The organism is Vineibacter terrae (assembly GCF_008039615.1).
GTDB classification, from domain to species: Bacteria; Pseudomonadota; Alphaproteobacteria; order Reyranellales; family Reyranellaceae; genus Vineibacter; species Vineibacter terrae.
Genome location: NZ_VDUZ01000056.1, coordinates 12,958 through 29,900, shown reverse-complemented (window position 1 = coordinate 29,900; position 16,943 = coordinate 12,958). Strand labels below are relative to the sequence as shown.

The 16,943-nt window shown below is 68.8% G+C and carries 22 protein-coding genes; 8 read left to right on the top strand and 14 right to left on the bottom strand.

Translation table 11 applies throughout. The features are described from left to right. Window positions 1-24: 24 nt before the first annotated feature. The 7 genes from FHP25_RS33870 to FHP25_RS33840 all read right to left on the bottom strand — a co-directional run bounded on the left by FHP25_RS33870 (window position 25) and on the right by FHP25_RS33840 (window position 7,895). Window positions 25-1,230, bottom strand: a complete 1,206-nt coding sequence (locus tag FHP25_RS33870; protein WP_147851420.1) for an NADH:flavin oxidoreductase/NADH oxidase — start codon at window positions 1,228-1,230, stop codon at window positions 25-27. Next, complete coding sequence (locus FHP25_RS33865) at window positions 1,230-1,937, bottom strand: ABC transporter ATP-binding protein (protein WP_218578806.1); 708 nt, start codon at window positions 1,935-1,937, stop codon at window positions 1,230-1,232. Before FHP25_RS33865 ends, FHP25_RS33870 begins: the two co-directional genes overlap by 1 nt. Beyond that, window positions 1,930-2,703, bottom strand: coding sequence for an ABC transporter ATP-binding protein (locus FHP25_RS33860; RefSeq protein WP_147851418.1), 774 nt, complete (start codon window positions 2,701-2,703; stop codon window positions 1,930-1,932). Before FHP25_RS33860 ends, FHP25_RS33865 begins: the two co-directional genes overlap by 8 nt. Then, window positions 2,700-3,689, bottom strand: a complete 990-nt coding sequence (locus tag FHP25_RS33855; RefSeq protein WP_147851417.1) for a branched-chain amino acid ABC transporter permease — start codon at window positions 3,687-3,689, stop codon at window positions 2,700-2,702. The genes FHP25_RS33860 and FHP25_RS33855 overlap by 4 nt, the downstream gene beginning before the upstream one ends. A 1-nt stretch (window position 3,690) precedes the next feature. Further along, window positions 3,691-4,560: a branched-chain amino acid ABC transporter permease gene (locus FHP25_RS33850; protein WP_147851416.1), complete on the bottom strand. Its 870-nt coding sequence runs from the start codon at window positions 4,558-4,560 to the stop codon at window positions 3,691-3,693. Window positions 4,561-4,590: 30 nt separating this feature from the next. Beyond that, window positions 4,591-5,748 carry an ABC transporter substrate-binding protein gene (locus tag FHP25_RS33845; RefSeq protein WP_147851415.1) on the bottom strand — a complete coding sequence of 386 codons (1,158 nt, stop codon included), beginning with the start codon at window positions 5,746-5,748 and terminating at the stop codon, window positions 4,591-4,593. 71 nt (window positions 5,749-5,819) lie between these two features. Beyond that, entirely contained in the window at window positions 5,820-7,895 is a 2,076-nt protein-coding gene (locus FHP25_RS33840; protein ID WP_147851414.1) for a hydantoinase/oxoprolinase family protein, read from the bottom strand. 527 nt (window positions 7,896-8,422) lie between these two features. On the opposite strand from FHP25_RS33840, the gene FHP25_RS33835 reads away from it, so the two are divergent. The 3 genes from FHP25_RS33835 to FHP25_RS33825 are packed head-to-tail and all read left to right on the top strand — an operon-like array spanning window position 8,423 to window position 9,263. Then, entirely contained in the window at window positions 8,423-8,719 is a 297-nt protein-coding gene (locus FHP25_RS33835) for a hypothetical protein (protein ID WP_147851413.1), read from the top strand. 5 nt (window positions 8,720-8,724) lie between these two features. Continuing rightward, complete coding sequence (locus tag FHP25_RS33830; RefSeq protein ID WP_147851412.1) at window positions 8,725-9,015, top strand: hypothetical protein; 291 nt, start codon at window positions 8,725-8,727, stop codon at window positions 9,013-9,015. Then, on the top strand, window positions 9,012-9,263 hold the full coding sequence (locus FHP25_RS33825) for a hypothetical protein (RefSeq protein ID WP_147851411.1): 252 nt from the start codon (window positions 9,012-9,014) through the stop codon (window positions 9,261-9,263). Before FHP25_RS33830 ends, FHP25_RS33825 begins: the two co-directional genes overlap by 4 nt. 17 nt (window positions 9,264-9,280) lie before the next feature. Here FHP25_RS33825 and FHP25_RS33820 read toward each other — a convergent pair whose 3' ends face one another. The 3 genes from FHP25_RS33820 to FHP25_RS33810 form a co-directional block, all read right to left on the bottom strand. Then, window positions 9,281-9,514: a hypothetical protein gene (locus tag FHP25_RS33820; RefSeq protein ID WP_147851410.1), complete on the bottom strand. Its 234-nt coding sequence runs from the start codon at window positions 9,512-9,514 to the stop codon at window positions 9,281-9,283. A gap of 495 nt (window positions 9,515-10,009) precedes the next feature. Further along, entirely contained in the window at window positions 10,010-12,079 is a 2,070-nt protein-coding gene (locus tag FHP25_RS33815; protein WP_147851409.1) for a sensor histidine kinase, read from the bottom strand. Next, window positions 12,076-12,474, bottom strand: a complete 399-nt coding sequence (locus FHP25_RS33810; protein WP_218578804.1) for a response regulator — start codon at window positions 12,472-12,474, stop codon at window positions 12,076-12,078. Before FHP25_RS33810 ends, FHP25_RS33815 begins: the two co-directional genes overlap by 4 nt. 162 nt (window positions 12,475-12,636) lie before the next feature. On the opposite strand from FHP25_RS33810, the gene FHP25_RS33805 reads away from it, so the two are divergent. The 3 genes from FHP25_RS33805 (at window position 12,637) to FHP25_RS33800 (ending at window position 13,687) form a co-directional block, all read left to right on the top strand. Then, entirely contained in the window at window positions 12,637-13,092 is a 456-nt protein-coding gene (locus tag FHP25_RS33805) for a response regulator (RefSeq protein ID WP_147851407.1), read from the top strand. Between the two features lie 90 nt (window positions 13,093-13,182). Continuing rightward, a complete protein-coding gene (locus FHP25_RS42340; protein WP_269434421.1) occupies window positions 13,183-13,314 on the top strand; it encodes a hypothetical protein in 132 nt (43 codons plus the stop codon). 40 nt (window positions 13,315-13,354) lie between these two features. Beyond that, window positions 13,355-13,687 carry a hypothetical protein gene (locus FHP25_RS33800; protein WP_147851406.1) on the top strand — a complete coding sequence of 111 codons (333 nt, stop codon included), beginning with the start codon at window positions 13,355-13,357 and terminating at the stop codon, window positions 13,685-13,687. A 37-nt stretch (window positions 13,688-13,724) separates the two neighbouring features. Here FHP25_RS33800 and FHP25_RS33795 read toward each other — a convergent pair whose 3' ends face one another. From FHP25_RS33795 to FHP25_RS33785, 3 genes are all read right to left on the bottom strand, one after another. Continuing rightward, complete coding sequence (locus FHP25_RS33795; RefSeq protein ID WP_147851405.1) at window positions 13,725-14,147, bottom strand: hypothetical protein; 423 nt, start codon at window positions 14,145-14,147, stop codon at window positions 13,725-13,727. 45 nt (window positions 14,148-14,192) lie between these two features. Beyond that, a complete protein-coding gene (locus FHP25_RS33790) occupies window positions 14,193-14,459 on the bottom strand; it encodes a DUF982 domain-containing protein (protein WP_147851404.1) in 267 nt (88 codons plus the stop codon). Between the two features lie 96 nt (window positions 14,460-14,555). After that, complete coding sequence (locus FHP25_RS33785) at window positions 14,556-14,903, bottom strand: hypothetical protein (protein WP_147851403.1); 348 nt, start codon at window positions 14,901-14,903, stop codon at window positions 14,556-14,558. 270 nt (window positions 14,904-15,173) lie between these two features. Between FHP25_RS33785 and FHP25_RS33780 the strand changes: the two genes are divergently transcribed. Both FHP25_RS33780 and FHP25_RS33775 read left to right on the top strand, forming a co-directional pair. Next, on the top strand, window positions 15,174-15,428 hold the full coding sequence (locus FHP25_RS33780) for a hypothetical protein (protein WP_147851402.1): 255 nt from the start codon (window positions 15,174-15,176) through the stop codon (window positions 15,426-15,428). Between the two features lie 160 nt (window positions 15,429-15,588). Continuing rightward, a complete protein-coding gene (locus FHP25_RS33775) occupies window positions 15,589-15,963 on the top strand; it encodes a hypothetical protein (RefSeq protein ID WP_147851401.1) in 375 nt (124 codons plus the stop codon). On the opposite strand, the gene FHP25_RS33770 is transcribed toward FHP25_RS33775, so the two are convergent. Next, entirely contained in the window at window positions 15,944-16,816 is an 873-nt protein-coding gene (locus FHP25_RS33770) for a YihY/virulence factor BrkB family protein (protein ID WP_147851400.1), read from the bottom strand. The genes FHP25_RS33775 and FHP25_RS33770 overlap by 20 nt on opposite strands. Window positions 16,817-16,943: the final 127 nt, after the last annotated feature.

Below are 16,943 nucleotides of genomic sequence, written 5' to 3'. Positions count from 1 at the left end.
CTCTGGCGACGCGGCGCGGGGCGGTCATGTGGACTCGACCAGCGCGTCGGCATGGGCAAGCGATGCCCCGACCTGATTGAACGGTAGCCGGCCGACCTCGTCGCGTCGATGGAGCCTGAACGCGAAATCGGGCGGCAGGAGGCTCAGATACGCCCCGTGGCCGAGCGCCTTGGCAGCGTGGACCGGCCAATCGGCGTTGAACATCAGCTCGCGGGCCAGGGCGATGAGGTCGGCATCGCCGGCCTGCAGGATCGCCTCGGCCTGCGCCGGCTCGGTGATCAGGCCGACCGCCATGGTCGGCACGCCTGCCGCCTGCTTGATGCGCCGCGCGAACTCGACCTGGTAGCCCGGCACACGCGGCACCACCGGCATGCTCGACGTGCCGGTGATGCCGCCCGACGAGCAGTCCACGACGTCCACGCCCCGCTCCTTCAGCGCGCCGGCCAAGGCCACGCTGTCGTCGATGTCCCATAGGCCGCCACGGCCGTCACGGGCCGACACCCTGAAGAAGAGCGGCTTGTGGGCGGGCCACGCCGCCCGCACCGCCTCTGTCACCTCGAGCGCAAAGCGCATCCGGCCTGCCCGGTCGGCGCCGTACCGGTCGGCTCGCGTGTTGGTGACCGGCGACAGGAACTGGTGGATGAGATAGCCGTGGGCGCCGTGGATCTCGCAAATATCGAAGCCGGCCGCATGGCTGCGCGCCGCCGCCGCGGCGAAGGCCGCGACGACGCGGTCGATCTCGCCCTGGTCCATCGCCGTCGACGGCGGCCGTCCGGTGCCGAAAGGATGCGCGGATGCCGAGATCGTCTGCCATGGCGCCAGGCCCGCGGCGGCGTCGCCGGCGGTCAGCGGCGTCCACTCGTCCATCGCTCCCTTGACCGAGCCTTTGGCGCCGGAGTGTCCGAGCTGAATGGCCGGCACCGCCCCCATCGCCCGGATGAAGTCGGTGATGCGCCGATATGCCGGGATCTGCCCGTCGCGCTCGATGGACGCGCAGCCATAGGATTTGCGGCCCCTCGCCTCCACCGCCGTCTCCTCGTAGAAGACGATGCCGGCGCCACCGATCGCATAGCGACCACTGTTCACCAGGTGCCAGTCCGTCGGTGAGCCGTCGACGGACCGGTACTGGCACATCGGCGAGACGACGACGCGGTTGCGGGCGGAGATGCCGCGCAGGGCGACGGGGCTGAACAACCGCGTCGGGACGTTTGCCTTGTCGGACTTCTTCATCAGTCGGTTCCCAGATAAGCGGCTCTGACGACCGGATCCTGGGCCAGCTCTTGCGAGCGACCCTGGAATTTCTTATGGCCGACCTCGAGCACGATGCCGCGGCCGGCGAGCTTGAGGGCCCACACGGCATTCTGCTCGGCGACGAGGACGGCGAAGCCCTCCGCAGCCTGGACGGTGCGGATCACCTCGCCGATGTGCTGGACCATCACCGGCGCCAGGCCCAGTGTCGGCTCGTCGAGCAGCAGCAGCCGCGGACGCGACATCAGGGCCCGGCCGATGGCCAGCATCTGCTGCTCGCCGCCGCTGAGGCTGCCGGAGGCCTGGTGGGCGCGCTCGCGCAGCCGCGGGAAGTAATCGAGCACCTGCGCCAGGCGCGCCGGCACCTGCGGCCTGGGCAGGATGTGCCCGCCGGCATGCAGGTTCTCGATGACGCTGGTGGCGGCGAACACCCGCCGCCCTTCCGGCGAGTAGCCGATGCCGCGCCGCACGACCTGGAACGTGCGCAGGCCGTCGAGCTTGCCGTTCTCGAACACGATCGAACCATGCCGGATGGGCGCGATGCCCATGATCGCCTTGAGGATGCTGCTCTTGCCGGCGCCGTTGGCGCCGATCAGCGCCACCGTCTCGCCAGGCTCGATCGCGAAGGACAGCTCGGACACGGCGCGCACGGCGCCGTAGCTGATGGAGACTCCGTTGAAATCAAGCAACTGAGTGCTCCGTTCCGAGATAGGCTTCCAGGACCCGGGGATCGCGCACGACATCGGCCGTCGGCCCCGAGGTCAGCTCCATGCCGTGATGCAGCACCACCATCCTGTTGCAGATCTTGGCCATGAACCTCATGTTGTGATCGACGACCAGCACGCTCACGCCCTGGTCGCGGACGCGGCCGATCAGCACCGAGATCAGGTCCGCCTCCTCCGCGCTCAGGCCGGCGGCCGGCTCGTCGAGCATGATCAATTTCGGCTTGCCGGCGAGCGCCGTCGCGAGGCCGAGCATCTTCTGGTAGCCGTAAGGAAGGTCGGCGGCCGGCGTGTCGGCCAGGTCCCTCAAGCCGAGATCCTCGAGCAGCGCCTCGATGCGCGAGCGGGTCTGCTCGCGCTCGCGACGGAAGGCTGCCGTCAGCAGCAGCGACGGCCAGAATCCGGACGGACGCGACGAGAACGTGCCGACATAGACGTTCTCAAAGACGGTCTTGCCGGCATAGACGTTGGTGGCCTGGAACGTCCGGATGAGCCCGAGGCGGGCCAGCCTGTGGGCCGGCATGCCGGTCACGTCGGCGCCCCTGAAGCGCACGACGCCGCTCGTGGGCCTGATGGCGCCGCTGATCAGGTTGATGGCCGTGGTCTTGCCAGCCCCGTTGGGGCCGATCAGACCGACGATCTCGCGCTCGCGTATGTCGAAGGAGACGTCGTTGACGGCGCGAAGCCCGCGGAACGACTTTCCAAGCCCTTGCACGGCCAGCAGAACGCTCATCGGCCGCTCCGCGTCGACAGCGACGTGATCCACCGGCAAGCGCGCTGCCACAGCTCGACGAGCCCGCCGGGCAGCGCCGCCATGACGACGACGAGGATGACGCCATAGATGATGAACTGGTACTCGACCCAGCCGCGCAGGAACTCCGGCAGGGCGACCAGGAACACGGTGCCGACAATCGGCCCGACCAGGGAGTTGCTGCCCCCCACGACGTTCATGACCAGGAAATTGAGGGATTCCTGGAAGCTGTAGGCCAGCGGCGAGATCAGCCGGATGAAGTGGGCCTGTAGGCTGCCCTGCAGGCCGGCAAGCGTGCAGCCGATGGCGAAGACGATGACCTTGACGGCGAAGACGGGGATGCCGTTGGCCTCGGCCAGGCTCTCGCTCTCGCGGATCGCGTCCATCTTGCGGCCGAAATCGCTTGCAAGCAGGCGGGCGCAGAACAGGATCGCCGCGCCGGCGGCGAAGAGAGCCAGGTAGTAGTAGGCCCTGGTGTCCATGAGGGCCGGCCATGGCGGCGGAATATGGCTGATGCCGTTGGCGCCGCCGGTCATGCTTTGCCAGTCGTTGAAGATGAGCCGCAGGATCTCGCCGAAGGTGAAGGTGATGAGGACGAAGTAGACGCCCTTCAGCCTCAGCACGATCGGGCCGACCAGCAGCGCCAGCGCCGCCGCGCTCACGCCGCCGGCGACGAAGCAGACGATCCACGGCAGCCCGAACGTCATCATCAGGATGACGGACGTGTAGCCGCCGATGCCGGCGAAGGCCGCATGGCCCAGCGACACCAGGCCGACGCGCAGGATCAGGTGGAAGCCCGCGGCGCCGATGACGGTCAGCAGGACCAATGTCGCGGTGTGCGTCAGGAAGCCGCCGGCGGCCAGCGGAAAGGCGAGCAGCGCGGCCGCGGCCGCGGCCCACGCCGCCCACCGCGCCAGCGGCCGCCAGCGCGCGGACGGGGCATCATCGGAGTCGAGCAGCAGCGCCATCTCACCCTTCCTTCCGTCCGACCAGGCCCTGGGGCCGGAACAGCAGGATGGCGATGATCAGGCCGAACGAGATGAACTGTGCCGCCGACGCGCCGTAGAACGTGCTGACGAAGCTTTCGCCCAGGCCGAGCACGAGCCCGCCGATGGCGGCGCCAAGGATTCCGCCCAGGCCGCCGAGGATCACGACGATGAACGCCTTCACGAGCGGCATCAGCCCCATGAACGGCGACAGGGAGAACAGCTGGCCGATCAGCCCGCCGGCCAGAGCCGCCATCGCCGTCGAGATGAAGAAGGCAAAGCGATAGGTGGCCACCGTGTCGATGCCCTGGGCTTCGGCCGTGATCCGGTCTTCAGCGACCACGCGCATGGCAAGGCCGATGCGCGTGAACCGCAGCACGAGATAGAACAGGGCGAGGCTTACCAGGCAGACGCCGATGACGACGACACGCTCGGCCGTCACGAAGATGGGACCGATCGTATAGACGGCGGAGAACGCGCTCGGAATGGAGCGCTGGTGCGTGCCCCATAGGGCGACGCCGCCATACATCAGCGCGATCGAGACGCCCAGGGATGCGATCATTCCCGGCATCTCGCGCTGATAGAAGCGCCGGTAGACGACGCGCTCCAGCACCAGCGAGAAGGCGCCGACCGCCACCGCGGCGATCGGCAGCGCCACCAGGAAGTGCAGCCCCAGCGACACGTAGAAGAAGGACAGCGCGAAGCCGCCCAGCATGGCAAACTCGCCGTGCGCGAAGTTCACGATCCGCATCACCCCGAAGATGAGCGTGAACCCCAAAGCCACGAGGATGTAGATCGCGCTGAGCGTGATGCCGTTCAACGCGATCTGGGACAGGATGGCGAACGTGAACACAGCCGGCCTCGTCGTGCCCTTCGGGCGATCTCAGGGCCGTACCCGGTCGATGACCGTCGGCTTGCCTTGCTTTACCTGCGCGATGAAGAAGTCGGTCATGAGCTGATGGTTGATCCCATAGCGCTCCTGACCGCCCCAGCGGACGGCCCCGAACAGCGAGGGATGCCCCTCCAGCTTCTCGAGCTCGGCCGAGACCGCCGTCACGTCGGTGGAGCCGGCTCGCTTGACGGCTTCGAACAGCAGCTTGGCGGCGTTGTACATGATCGGCACGAAGGCATTCATCGGCGCCTTGCCGTACTTGGCGCGGTAGGCCGCGACGAGGGGCGCCGCTTCGGGGCTGCCGGCATCGAACCACTCCATCGTCGTGTAGCCTTCGGCCAGCCCGCCCGCGATGTTGACGACCTCGTCGATGGCCGGCCCGCCGGTCTGCATGATCATGCCGCGGTATCCCAGCTGCCTGGCCTGCTTGACGATCAGGCCCGCATCGCCGGGCGTGCTCGAATCAAGCTCGATGACCTCGATACGCTGCGCGATCATCCGCGTGACGAGGGGCGTGAAATCCGAGGTGCCGCGCTCGACCTTCTCATCGAGCACGACCTCGAAGCCGGCCTTCTTGTAGGCGTCGACCAGAATCGGCACCACGCTTTGCCCCGTGGCATCGTTGGGGCTGATGATGCCGACACGCTTGGCCTGGGCATTCGTGCGGCGCAGCCAGCCGATGAAGGCCGGAGCGAATTCCGGCGTCGCCAGGGTGACGCGGAAATTGTGCCGCCCTTGCGGGGTCAGGATGCGGGGGGAATAGCCGCTGGACAGAATGACGGCCTTGCCGGGCGCCGCCACCGCCTGCGCCGCGAGCACCGGCGTCGAGCCCAGCGGTCCGAAGATGAACTTGACCCCGTCGCCCTCGATCAGCCTGGTTGCCGCGGTCGTTCCACCCTGGCCACTGTACTGGTCGTCGTAGGTGACCGTCGAGACGCGGTAGGTCTCGCTGCCGACGCGCAGCCCACCGGCGGCGTTGATCTCGTCGACGGCCAGCTCGACGCCACGCTGTGTTCCGATTCCCCAATCGGTCCCACCGCCCGACAACGGCGCGATGACGCCCAGCTTCAGGTCGGCGGCGGCACCCTGGGGCGGGTTGATCAGGGCAGCCAGCGCCAGCGCGGCGGCCGCGAGCAATGTCGTTCGCATGATGGTCTACTTCTCTGTGAGGAATTGGACTTGTCGGCACAGATGCGCCGGATCGGTCAACGCGCCGTGGCCTAGGCCCCGTCCTTGCCGATGTGGACGTGGATGTTGGCCTGCGCCGTGATCTCGGCCCGGTCGCCGGGCAGCAGCACCGTCGAGGTCTCGTTCTCGACAATGATCGCCGGACCGTCGATCCAGGTGCCCGAAGACAGGCTCGAGCGCCAGTGCAGCGGGCATTTCACGTAGCCGCCGAGCTCCGGAAAATAGACATCGCGATGCGACGGCAGCGCTGCGTCGTGGCGAATCAGCGCCGGCTCCGCACGCCGTCCACGACCATCCTCGACCTGCCAGATGAGCTGCCAGTCCGTGACCTCGACACGCGAGTCGGGCACGGTGCCACCGTAGATACGGCGATAGGCATCGGCGAAGCGGGCCTGCGCGGCGCGGATGAAGCTCTCATCGATCGGCCCGTCATCCAGGCCCACCTTGATCTCGAAGCCCTGCCCTTGATAGCGCATATAGGCGATACGGCTCAGCCTGGCGGCGCCCTTCGCCCCCAGGCGAGCCGCATCCTCGGCCAGCCTGGCGGCCAGGGCCGTGTAGATCACGTCGATCTCGCTGGCCGATTCCAGCGCCAGCGGCAGGATGCGGGTAACCAGGGCATCCAGCTTGGGGACGGCGGCCAGCAGCCCCATCGCCGAGCCGACGCCGGCGCCAAACGGCACCAGCATCCGCCGCACCGCTGCCTGCCGCGCGAGGCGCGCCGCGTGCAGCGGTCCGGCGCCGCCGAACGCGACAAGGGTGTAGTCCCGAGGGTCACGGCCGCGCTCGATCGAGACGATGCGCAAGGCGCGTTCCATGTTGTTCGTCGACAGCGCATGGATGCCCCAGGCCGCCTGCTCGATGGACAGGCCCAGAGGCCTGGCGACGGTATCGATTGCGGCTCTGGCCGCATCGCGGTCGAGCCTCATCGCGCCGCCGTTGAAGCCTTCGCTGCCGATATAGCCGAGCACGAGGTTGGCGTCGGTGACGGTCGGCAAGGTGCCCCCCTTGCCGTAGCAGGCCGGACCGGGCCGCGACGCGGCGCTGCGGGGACCGACGGTGAGAAGGTTCATCTCGGCAGAGGCGATGCTGCCACCGCCGGCGCCGATCTCGACAAGCTCGATGCTCGAGATATTGAGCGGCAGGCCGCTGCCCTTCTTGTAGTCGACGACGTCGACCTCGAAGCCGGCGACAATGGCGGGCTCGCCGTCATCGATTGCTCCCAGCTTCGCGGTCGTCCCGCCCATGTCGAACGTCAGCAGCTTGCCGACGCCTTCAGCGCGGCCGATAGCGGCGCACATCAGCACGCCGGCGGCCGGACCCGATTCGATGATCCTGACGGGGTACTGGCAGGCCAGCTCCTGCGAGATCAGGCCGCCATTGGATTGCATGATCTGCAGGTTGTCGGCGGCACCGAGGTCGACCAGGGACCGGCGCAGCTGAGATATGTAGCTGTTGACCGCCGGCGCGACATAAGCGTCGGCGACGGTCGTGCTGGTGCGCTCGTACTCGCGGATCTTCGGTGATATCTCGCTGGAGAGCGAGATCCGCACGCCGGGAAGACGTTCGCCCAGGATCTGCGCGACCAGCCGCTCGTTCCCCGCGTTGGCGTATGAATGCAGGAAGCAGATCGCGACCGCCTCGTAGCCGCCCGCCTCGATCGCGCCGGCGATAGCCGCGATCTCGCCGGGATCGACAGGCGTGCGAACGGCGCCGTCGGGATCGGTGCGCTCGTCCACCTCCATGATCGCGCGCCGCTGCACCAGCGGCGCCGGCTTGGCGACATTCAACAGATAAGTCTGCGGGCGCTTCTGGCGGCCGATGATCAGGATGTCGCGGAAGCCCTTGGTCGTCAGCAGCGCGACACGCGCCCCCTTGCGCTCGAGGACGGCATTGGTGGCGATGGTCGTGGCGTGGAACGCCGCGTCCGCGTCCTTGATGTCAAACAGCTTGAGCCGCAGCAGCTCGGCGATGCCTGCCAGAACGCCATCGGCGGGATTGGGATAGGTCGTGGGCACCTTGAGGAAGGTCGATCCAATCCGATCCTCGCGGCTGAAAGCGAAGTCCGTGAACGTCCCACCTACGTCGAAGGCGATCTGAATGCTCATCTCTCAGAAACCGAACCCTGTGGATCCGAGCACCGGCGGCGGACGTCGAGATCGGATCGTGATGCTGCGCGGTGCCGGGGCGATCGCCACTGCCCGCTTGCGGGATGAAGCGCGACGGAGGCCGGTCGGAGCAACTTACAAAACGTCATGCGTCATACGTTTCTGTTATGGCGGCGACTGCATGCCGCCATCGTCGCTGTCGTATGCGATGCATAACACCACGGCGATGCCACCCCTTATCGCAAGCCCGCGCCGGGTGGCACGGCGGCGGCATGACCTGCTTACATGCCGCGCCGGCGTGGCGGTCTCGGCCCCAGGACATTCCGGCGGCAGGGACCGCCGGACAGCCGCCTTTGCGCCGGAAAACAGACGGCAGATCAATCATTTGTGGCCTCGACCTCATGTCGGACACAACCGGGTGTGTGACTCGACAGGTCTTCTTGTTCCTGTTATGTTCTGGTCATGCCCGACGCTCTCACACGGCACATCGATCACAGCCCCGCCATGGTGGTGCCGCCGGCGGCCGCGTGCGGCTGCGCGCCGCCTCGCCGCTTTATCGCGACCGGCATGGACAGCCGCTGCGGGTGCGCAACGTCTATGCCGACGGCCAGGAGCTGCACCTGTGGTGCTCGCACTGCCGGCCCTCGCACCAGGTGCGGTTCGCCAGCGTGCGCCAGATCGAGGCGCAGCTGGGCTGCATCAACCCGACCTTCATCGAGGCCTGCCACCGCCTCGTCTGCCCCGATTCCGGGCGCGTCGGCATCGTCGGCGTCGCGGCGGCGCCGGCCGGCGATACGCAGATGCGGCTGCCGTTCCTGCGGTGAGCGCCGTGGCGCTGCCGATCACGCAAATCACGCACGACGCGGTCGTGGCCGCAACCGGGGAGGCCGAGGTGTACGAGGCTGCCGTCGACATCCCCGACCACGTGGCCCACGACGCCGAGCGGCTGGCGGCGTTGAAGCGCGCCGCCGACGCGCTCGCCAGCGGCCGCTACCTGGTCCTGCGCCCGTTCGACCGCCTGGTGTTCGCCTTCCCCTCGCTTTTCCACGCCGGGCTGTTCCGGCGGCATCTTCAAAGCGTCGCGCCTGACGCCAGCCATGACGGATGGAGACAGCCATGAGCATTCAGCTGATGTTTGAGATCGACGGCAGGCCGCCGGCCTGGCAGATGGACGAAGCGGCGCGCCTCGAGTCGGTGCTCGACATCCTGCAGCGCCGCTACGACCTGGACATCGACCGCCCGGCGGAGCGCCGCGACATCCGGCATGCCCTCGACGCCCTGCGGCCGGTGCTCGCGGCCGCATCGGACGGCCCGCGCTGCCAGTGGGCGCACGCCGACAGCGCCGATCCCGACGACGTGCCGTTCTGAGGCGCCGCGCGCCGGCATCATGCCGCCGGCCGCCAGTATCGCGGGCGCACGACATGCGTCTTGGCGCCGCGATGATGGCAGCGCGAGCAGACCGCCGCCCGTCCGACGGCCTCGATCGTGGCTTCGCGCCCATGCCTGGCGATCAGCGCGTCGCGGAACATCCCTGTCTTGCGGCCGCAGCTGGGGCATTCCAGCGCCAACCCGAGATCGCCGTCGGAGAGATCGCCCAGGGTCCTTGGCGGTTCGCGCATCGTCGCCTCGCGCGGTGACGCCGCGGATGCCGGCCGCGGCCTTCCTGCCTGTCTTATGTAGTGACGCGGCCGGCCGGCGCCAGATCATGCCGAAAGGCGCGGAGCGTGTGACTTCATCCTTCCCCCCTTGAGGGCAGGGCATTCGCATATGAGCGGAAGTGTCGGTTTCGACTACCTTCCCCCGCTTGCGGGGGAAGGTGGCGCGAAGCGCCGGATGATGGGGGGCGCTTCAACGCAAATGGTGCATCCCATCGAGCACCCGCGCCGTTGCAACACCCCCCATCCGCCCTTCGGGCACCTTCCCCCGCAAGCGGGGGAAGGTAGTCAAAAACCCATATGCGAATGCCCTGCCCCTGAGGGCAGCATGATCGCATATGGAAGCGCTCCCACGGGGCGAGGGGTGAACGGCAGCATATGCGATCGCCCTGCCCCGGAGGGTTGACGCGCCACAGAGTGGCGCGCCCCCGGCGTCTGTCCGCACGACCGTGCGTCCTCTCAGTCCTTGTGGTCGACGTAGCCGGCCCGGAGCGCGCGGACCTCCGGCCGCGGCACGGCGAAGTTCAGGCGGCACCGCAGCCCCTCGGGCGCGTAGTCGAGCTCATGCCGCCCGTCGATCTGCAGGGACCCGGCCGCGAACAGGCGGGTACCGAACCCCTTGCGCGCCGGCGGCACGACGGCCGGGCCATTGCGCTCGACCCAGGCCAGCTCGACGGCCTCCCCTGCCGCAACGCTGGCCACCGTCCAGGATATCAGCAGCCGGCCATCGGCAACCGACAGGGCGCCGAACTTGGCGGCATTGCTGGCCAGCTCATGCAGCATTAGGCTGAGCGTGATCGTCACCCCGGCCGGCACGGTGATTGCGGCGCCCGAGATGTCGATCGACCGCCCCTGGCTGATGAAGGGCGCCAGCGCGGTGGCGATGATCTCCCGCAGCGGTGTTCCCTGCCACGCCTCCTGCATCAGCAGATCATGGGCGCGCGCCAGCGCGGCCAGGCGATCGCCGAAGGTGTCCGCGAAGGCCCGCGGATCGGGGTTCCCGCGCAGCGTCTGCTGCGCCAGCGACTGCACGATGGCCAGCGTGTTCTTGACGCGATGGTTCAGCTCGTCGAACAGCAGGCGCTGGCGCTGCTCGGCGGCCTTCATCTGCGAGATGTCGATCAGCACGCCCAGGACGCGGCGGGCCCTGAGATTGCTGTCGCGGCTCACCTGGCCGCGGTCCATCACCCAGCGGACGGCGCCGTCCGGCCGCTGGATGCGGTATTCGAGCTCGTAGTCGGCCTGCGTGCCGGCCAGGATCTGCTGCTTGCGCTGGCGCACCGCCGCCCGGTCGTCGGGGTGCACGAAGGCGATGCCCGATTCGAAGCTGCCCTTCTGCGCCGCATCGTCCGCCCCCAGCAGGCGACGCATCTGCGGCGAGCGGATGGTGACGTCGGCGGCGACGTCATACTCATGGGGGCCGAACCGGGCGGCCTCGGCCGCCGTCCGCAGGCGGGCCTCGCTGTCGCGCAGCGCAGCCGAGCTTTCATCGAGATCGCCTGCCGCCTTGCGCAATGCCGCGGTCACGGCGTTGGCCTCGCGCAGACGCGAAGCGGGGACATCGAACGGCTGGCGGCGCCCCAGCGCCCGGGCTGCCGCGGTGGCGCCAGCCAGCGGCCGCGTGATCTCGCGGCCGAAGACGAACGCCAGCCCCAGCATGATCGCCGCCGCCAGCACGATCGTGCCGCCCCAGAACAGCAGCGAGTCGTTGACCTGCCGATCGATCAGGCCGGCGGGAACGCCGACGGCGATGCGCCAGCGCGACAGGCCGCTGGTTTCGGCCGCCGCCAGGACGCCGACATTGTCGACATCCGTCGCGCGCCGGACCTTCGACTGCAGCGCCTCGCGCAGATGCTGCGGCACCATGGTGCCGACGAAGCGGCTATGGTCGCGCGAGCGCGCCAGGATCCTGCCCTTGGCATCCCAGATCATCGCCGTCCATCCCGGCTCGACGTTCTGAAGCAGCTCGCTCAGATCCCGCGGGGTGAGGCCGATGCTGAGGATGTAGCGCAGCGCGCCGTCCCGCAGCACCGGGATCGAGATGTTGTAGACCGGCTGCTTCGTGACCAGGCTGACGAACAGATCGGACACCACCGGCCCGCTCGCGGCGCGCATGCGCACCACGGTCTCGGGGTCGCCGGTCATGGCCGGCGCCTGGCCGTAGGGCACGTAGGTGTTGACGAGCTGCCGTCCGTCGCGATCGACGAGCACGATATAGGCCCTGCCGCCCAGGCCGGCCTTGGCCTGGTCATAGAAGGCCGGCCAGTCGGCCGCGATCAAGGTCGGCGACGTGGCCAGCGTGGTCAGGACCGCGAGCTGCCGGTCGATGTCGCGGTCGAGCTCGTCGACGATCCCCCGCAGCACTTTGCTGACGCGCCCCTCGATCTGCTCGCGCTCGAGCTGGATGGCGCGCAGCAGCAGCGCGCCCGTGACCAGGATCAAGGGCACCGCGATGAGCAGGGCGAAGACAAGCAGATGGACGCCGGCCGGCCATCCGGCCGGCTTCGCCTCACCCGCGCGCGCCGTCATGGCGAGCCGGCCGTCGATGCCGCGGCGTTGGGATCGCGCCGCCCCAGGGCCTGCAGGAGCCCGGCCTGCAGGCTGGCCGCGGCATAGGGCTTGTTGACCAGCGGACAGTCCCGGAAGCCGGCGGGGAGCGCCGCCTCGCCATACCCCGAGACGAACACGAAGGGGATGCCGCGCCGCGCCAGGGCCTCGCCCACGGGGTCGCTGCGGACGCCGCCGAGATTGACGTCCAGGATGGCGACGTCGAAATCCAGCGCGCTGGCCTTGCTCAAGGCATCCTCGAGCTGCTGCGCGTGGCCGACCAGATCGCATCCCATGTCCGACAGGAGGTCCTCCAGGGCAAGGACGAGCAGCGCCTCGTCCTCGACCACGAACACGCGTGTCCCGCTCAACGACAAGCGCCGCTCCCTCGCCATCCAACCGGGAGTGCCAGGGACCTCCCCCAGAAACCTCCCTCAAACAGTGGAAAACGCCATCCTGGCCGAAAGGTTCCCGGGCGATGCCGTGCCGCAACTGGCGTCCGCCCCCGGCGTTGGCATCGGCGACGAAGAACGGGTGCCTTGGAGGCGCCCTCGCAGTTCGAAGCACCGGCGTTCACGAGCTCCACCATGCGTGATGAACAGTTGCCACTGACGATACTGATCGTCGAAGACGAATGGGCCGTGCGCGAGGTCGTCGCCATGTATTTCGAGGACATGGGCTGGCGTGTCGTCGCGGTGCCCAGCGGCGAGCAGGCGGTCGACACGCTGGCGCGCGACGCCGCGATCGACGTCGTGTTCACGGATATCCGCCTGGGCGGCCGCGTGTCCGGCTGGGACGTCGCGGTGGCCGCGCGCCGGGCCGACCGCATGATGCCCGTCATCTATGCCTCGGGCCGTTCCAGCAGCAGCTCTACGCGCCGGGTCGCGGGCAGCGTGTTCTTCGACAAGCCATATCAGCCTGCCGACATCAAGCACGCCTGCCGGCGGATGCTGGACACCGGGCGCCTGTCCGCCGCAGCCGCGCGCCGGGCGTGAGCCGGCATCGGCGGCCGGCAGCCGCGCGATCGCGGAACTCGCTCATCCGGCGTGACGTTTCCTTTCCAGCAAGGCTGGAAGGATATCGAGATGCCGCGGATGGTCATCGCCATGCTGGTTGCCGGCACGCTGGGCCTGGGCTTCGCCGCGCAAGCCAGCGCCGAAGGCTGGGGCAAGGACCGCTGCTGCATCGAGACGCGCAACGGGCCGTCCTGCCAGTGACGGCTGCACGCAGCGCACCTCCCCGCTTCCAGGCCGGCCAGTGACATCGAAGCCCAAGCCAACCGCCCTGCCCGTGGCGCTGCGGCTGCTGGAGGTGCAGAACGCGATCCTGGACGTGTTCGATGAGCGCCGCAGCCGGCCGGGATCGGCCCTGCATATGGCTGAGATCCAGCTCGCCATGGACCGGCGCGGCTATGGCGGACGCCTGGTGACGCGCGCTATCGAGGGCCTTTGCCGCGCCGGCCGCCTGCGCCGCCTGGGGCCCAACGATCTCGAGCTGTGCGCCGCACCGCCGACCGCGGCGGCGGCCAGGAAGACGCGGCGCACCGGGCGACGCAGCCGCCTGAAGCGGCGAACGGCGCTGGAGGTGTAGGAGAGAAAGGGACTCGCTGCGTTCAGTCCGACGTGCGCTAGCCGGGCGAGCAGCGCCCGATGGTGATGTTGGGAGTGTCGGGCGAGTCGCCGTCGAGGTAGCCCCATTTGTAGACATAGAGGAAGCGCATGGTCTTGCGGTTCATCCAGAACGAGCCGGCGATGCCGGTGCAGCTCATCTCGTCGTTGACCCAACCGCTGGGGCACCAATACGAAGACGTGCGACGCCCGCCTTCCGAGACGAACCAGGTCCGCGTCGCACCCTGGTCCAGATGCACGACCAGCTTCCTGTCCGCGACCAGCACGGAGGGCTGCCAGGCGCGCCGGACCTTGTCGAAGAGGAAGCCGGTGGACTGCTCCTCGGTGCACAGATAGCTCTCCTGCGCCCGCGCGCCGCCGGCCGACACGACCGCCAGCGCCACCACGGCAAGACCTGTCCTGGACCACGTCGGCAGCGGCATGGCGCACACATCCTTCACTTCGGGGCGGCGTGGACCGAGGCGCGATCACTCCGGCGAACGATGCGCAAGCAGCCCGGCGGCAGCCAGCGCCGCCTCGAACGCCGACCGCGCCGCTGCCGCGTCGGCGGCGGTCCCGGAGCTGCGCGCCCGGCGCAGCGCCGCTGCCGCGTCCACGAACGGCATCTTCACCTCGGCCGGTCGATGCTCGATCCAATCGAGCGCTTCCTCGACGTTTCGGATCAAGCCGACCCCGTCGCCGACCCGCATGCGGACCGGCTTGTCGAAGTACTTGCCTGGCTGACCACTCGACATGGCAGGCCCCCGCGATGGCTTGCCATGATAGTGAGGGGCGCCGCCCTGCCGCGCCAAGGCCCGCCGCGCCCTGCCCTCACGTGATCACAGGCGCCCTCAATCGCCCTTCGCCCGCGTCGCGGAAAGCCGTGCGATCGGCCGCAGCGGCGCGGTGGCGGCCAGGAGGCGCCCGACGGAGGCTTCGCTGCTGTTGGCGTACTTCACCATGCCCTTGATCGCGCGCTTGGCAGACATGAGATCCGCCTCGATCGCGCTGGCAGGAATAGCCGACAGCACGTCGCGCAAGGTCAGCATCATCTCGCGCTCGCTGCGTGTGTTGGGCCGGACCGGCGTAAGGTCCAGCCACATGGTGACGGCATGCAGCGCGCCGTCGATCGAGTAGAGCTTCGCCGGTCCAGGCCCGATGCCCCAAGGGGCCGGTGTCTCGAAGGTTCGTCTGCCCATGGCACGACACCGCAAAGGAGCACATCCGTGGCGTCGGTGCTTGCACCGACCGTGGAAGCTTCATCCCGATTACCGCGCCGTTCAAGGCCTATCATCACCGGGGATGAAGTTGGTTGGCTGAAGCAGGCGATGGGCGGACCTGGTCGATTGGAAAATTCTTTCAGGCGCGGGAACCAAGTCGTCCTTCCGGCGCTTTGCCTGTGATCCTGGCCGCCACGGCCAGGCGCGATGGCCGGCGGCAACCGCCGGTGCTTGTCGGGGATTGGAGTCATGAGCGGCCACCGAATCGACGTGAAGCGTGAGGGTCACGGGTTCGCCGTCACCGTCGATGGCGACAGCCCACGGGCATGCGCCGATATTGCCGATGTCGTCGCCGTGGTGGACAGCGTGATGCCCGGGTCGGCGCGCACGGCAAATGCCGCGCCGCCCGGCAAGACGCCTGCCAACGCAAACGGAAGCGCTGCCGGTACGGATCCGCATGACGAGACCGCCGCCGGAAGCGGCCCGGATGCCGTTGTCTCCTGATCCCATGCCACCGGATTGCGTGCGCGCCGAGCGCGCGCGGCACCCCGTTTCGAAGGCGACGTCGGCCGGCGGGAACGCTTGTCCACGCGGAACGCCCGGCTCCGGCCGGGCGTTCCAGCATCGGCGTCCAACGACGCCGCGAACGGGACGGAGCAGCACCATGGTGAGCTGGCAAACCAGGCGGACGGCACAGTCGATGCAGCGTGAAGCGCAGGAGCTGCGCCGCCGGATGCAACGCATCCTGACGACGATGGAGCAGTCGCTGGCGTCGGGTGGCGCCGATGCCAAGCATGCCATCGAGGACAGCGGCCGCGCGTTCCTGTCCCTGGGCTCGGCGCTGGTCGACCACCTCGCCGACGACGCAATCCGGGCGGCCGACTCAGCCGTTGGCGAGCAGCTGCGATCCACCCGCGACGCCCTGGCCGAGGACGTCGCGGCGCTGGAGGACGGCATACGCACCCGCCCTTTCTGCGCCGTCTCGATCGCGTTCGGGCTGGGCTGGCTCAGCGCCCATCTCAACCGTCGGCGCCGCTGACGCGAGCCGATGCCGGTCGCCGGCGGTCACCGCGCAGCTCGGCATAGGCGCGCGTGAACTCGGCGCCCAGCAGGAAGATCTGCGCCGAATAGAAGATCCAGACCAGCATCAGCGCCAGCGCACCGGCGGCGCCGTAGGCCGACGCCACGCTGCTGCTGCCGAGATAGAAGGCGATCAGGGACTTGCCGAGGGTCATCAGCAGCGCCGTGACGATGGCGCCCATGGTCACGTCGCGCCACGGGATCTGCGTGTCGGGCAGCGCCTTGTAGATGGCGGCGAACAGCAGGGAGATCAGGGCGAAGGACGCCACGAAGGTGACGACCTGCAGCAGCACGTGCCCGCCGGGAACGAAGCCTTTCACATAGGTGTCGATCGCCGACAGGCCGGCGTTCACCACCAGCGAGATGGTCATCAGGAAGCCCAGGGCCAGCACCAGCCCCAGGCTGACGAGCCGCGCGCGCACGAGGCGCGAGAGGACCGACGTCTGCGGCTTGGCTTTCCACACCCGGTTGAGCGCCGCCTGCATCTCGCTGAAGACGCCGCTGGCCGTCACCATCAGCGCACCGATGCCGATCACCGTCGCCCAGGTGCCGCTGCCGGGATCGCTGGCGCTGCGCACCACCGACTGCAGCACATCGGCGCTCCTCTCGCCCATCAGCCCGCTGAGCTCGGCGACGATCGCCCCCTGCGCCGCGTCCGGCCCGAAGACCAGGCCGGCGACCGCGATGGCGATGATCAGCACGGGCGCCAGCGCGAACACGCTGTAGTAGGCGATCGCCGCCCCGCGGCTCAGCATCTCGTCCTCGACGAAGCCGTCGATCGTGCTCCTCAGCAATACCCAGCCTGCACGCATGGATGGCGTCACCCTCCGTCGTCCGATTCACCATCCCGTGGTCAGCGGGATGAATCGCCTGAAACGTTACCATGACGCGCCACGGAGTGGCGCGCCCCCGGCGTGTGACCTTCCCGTCCGGGCCATG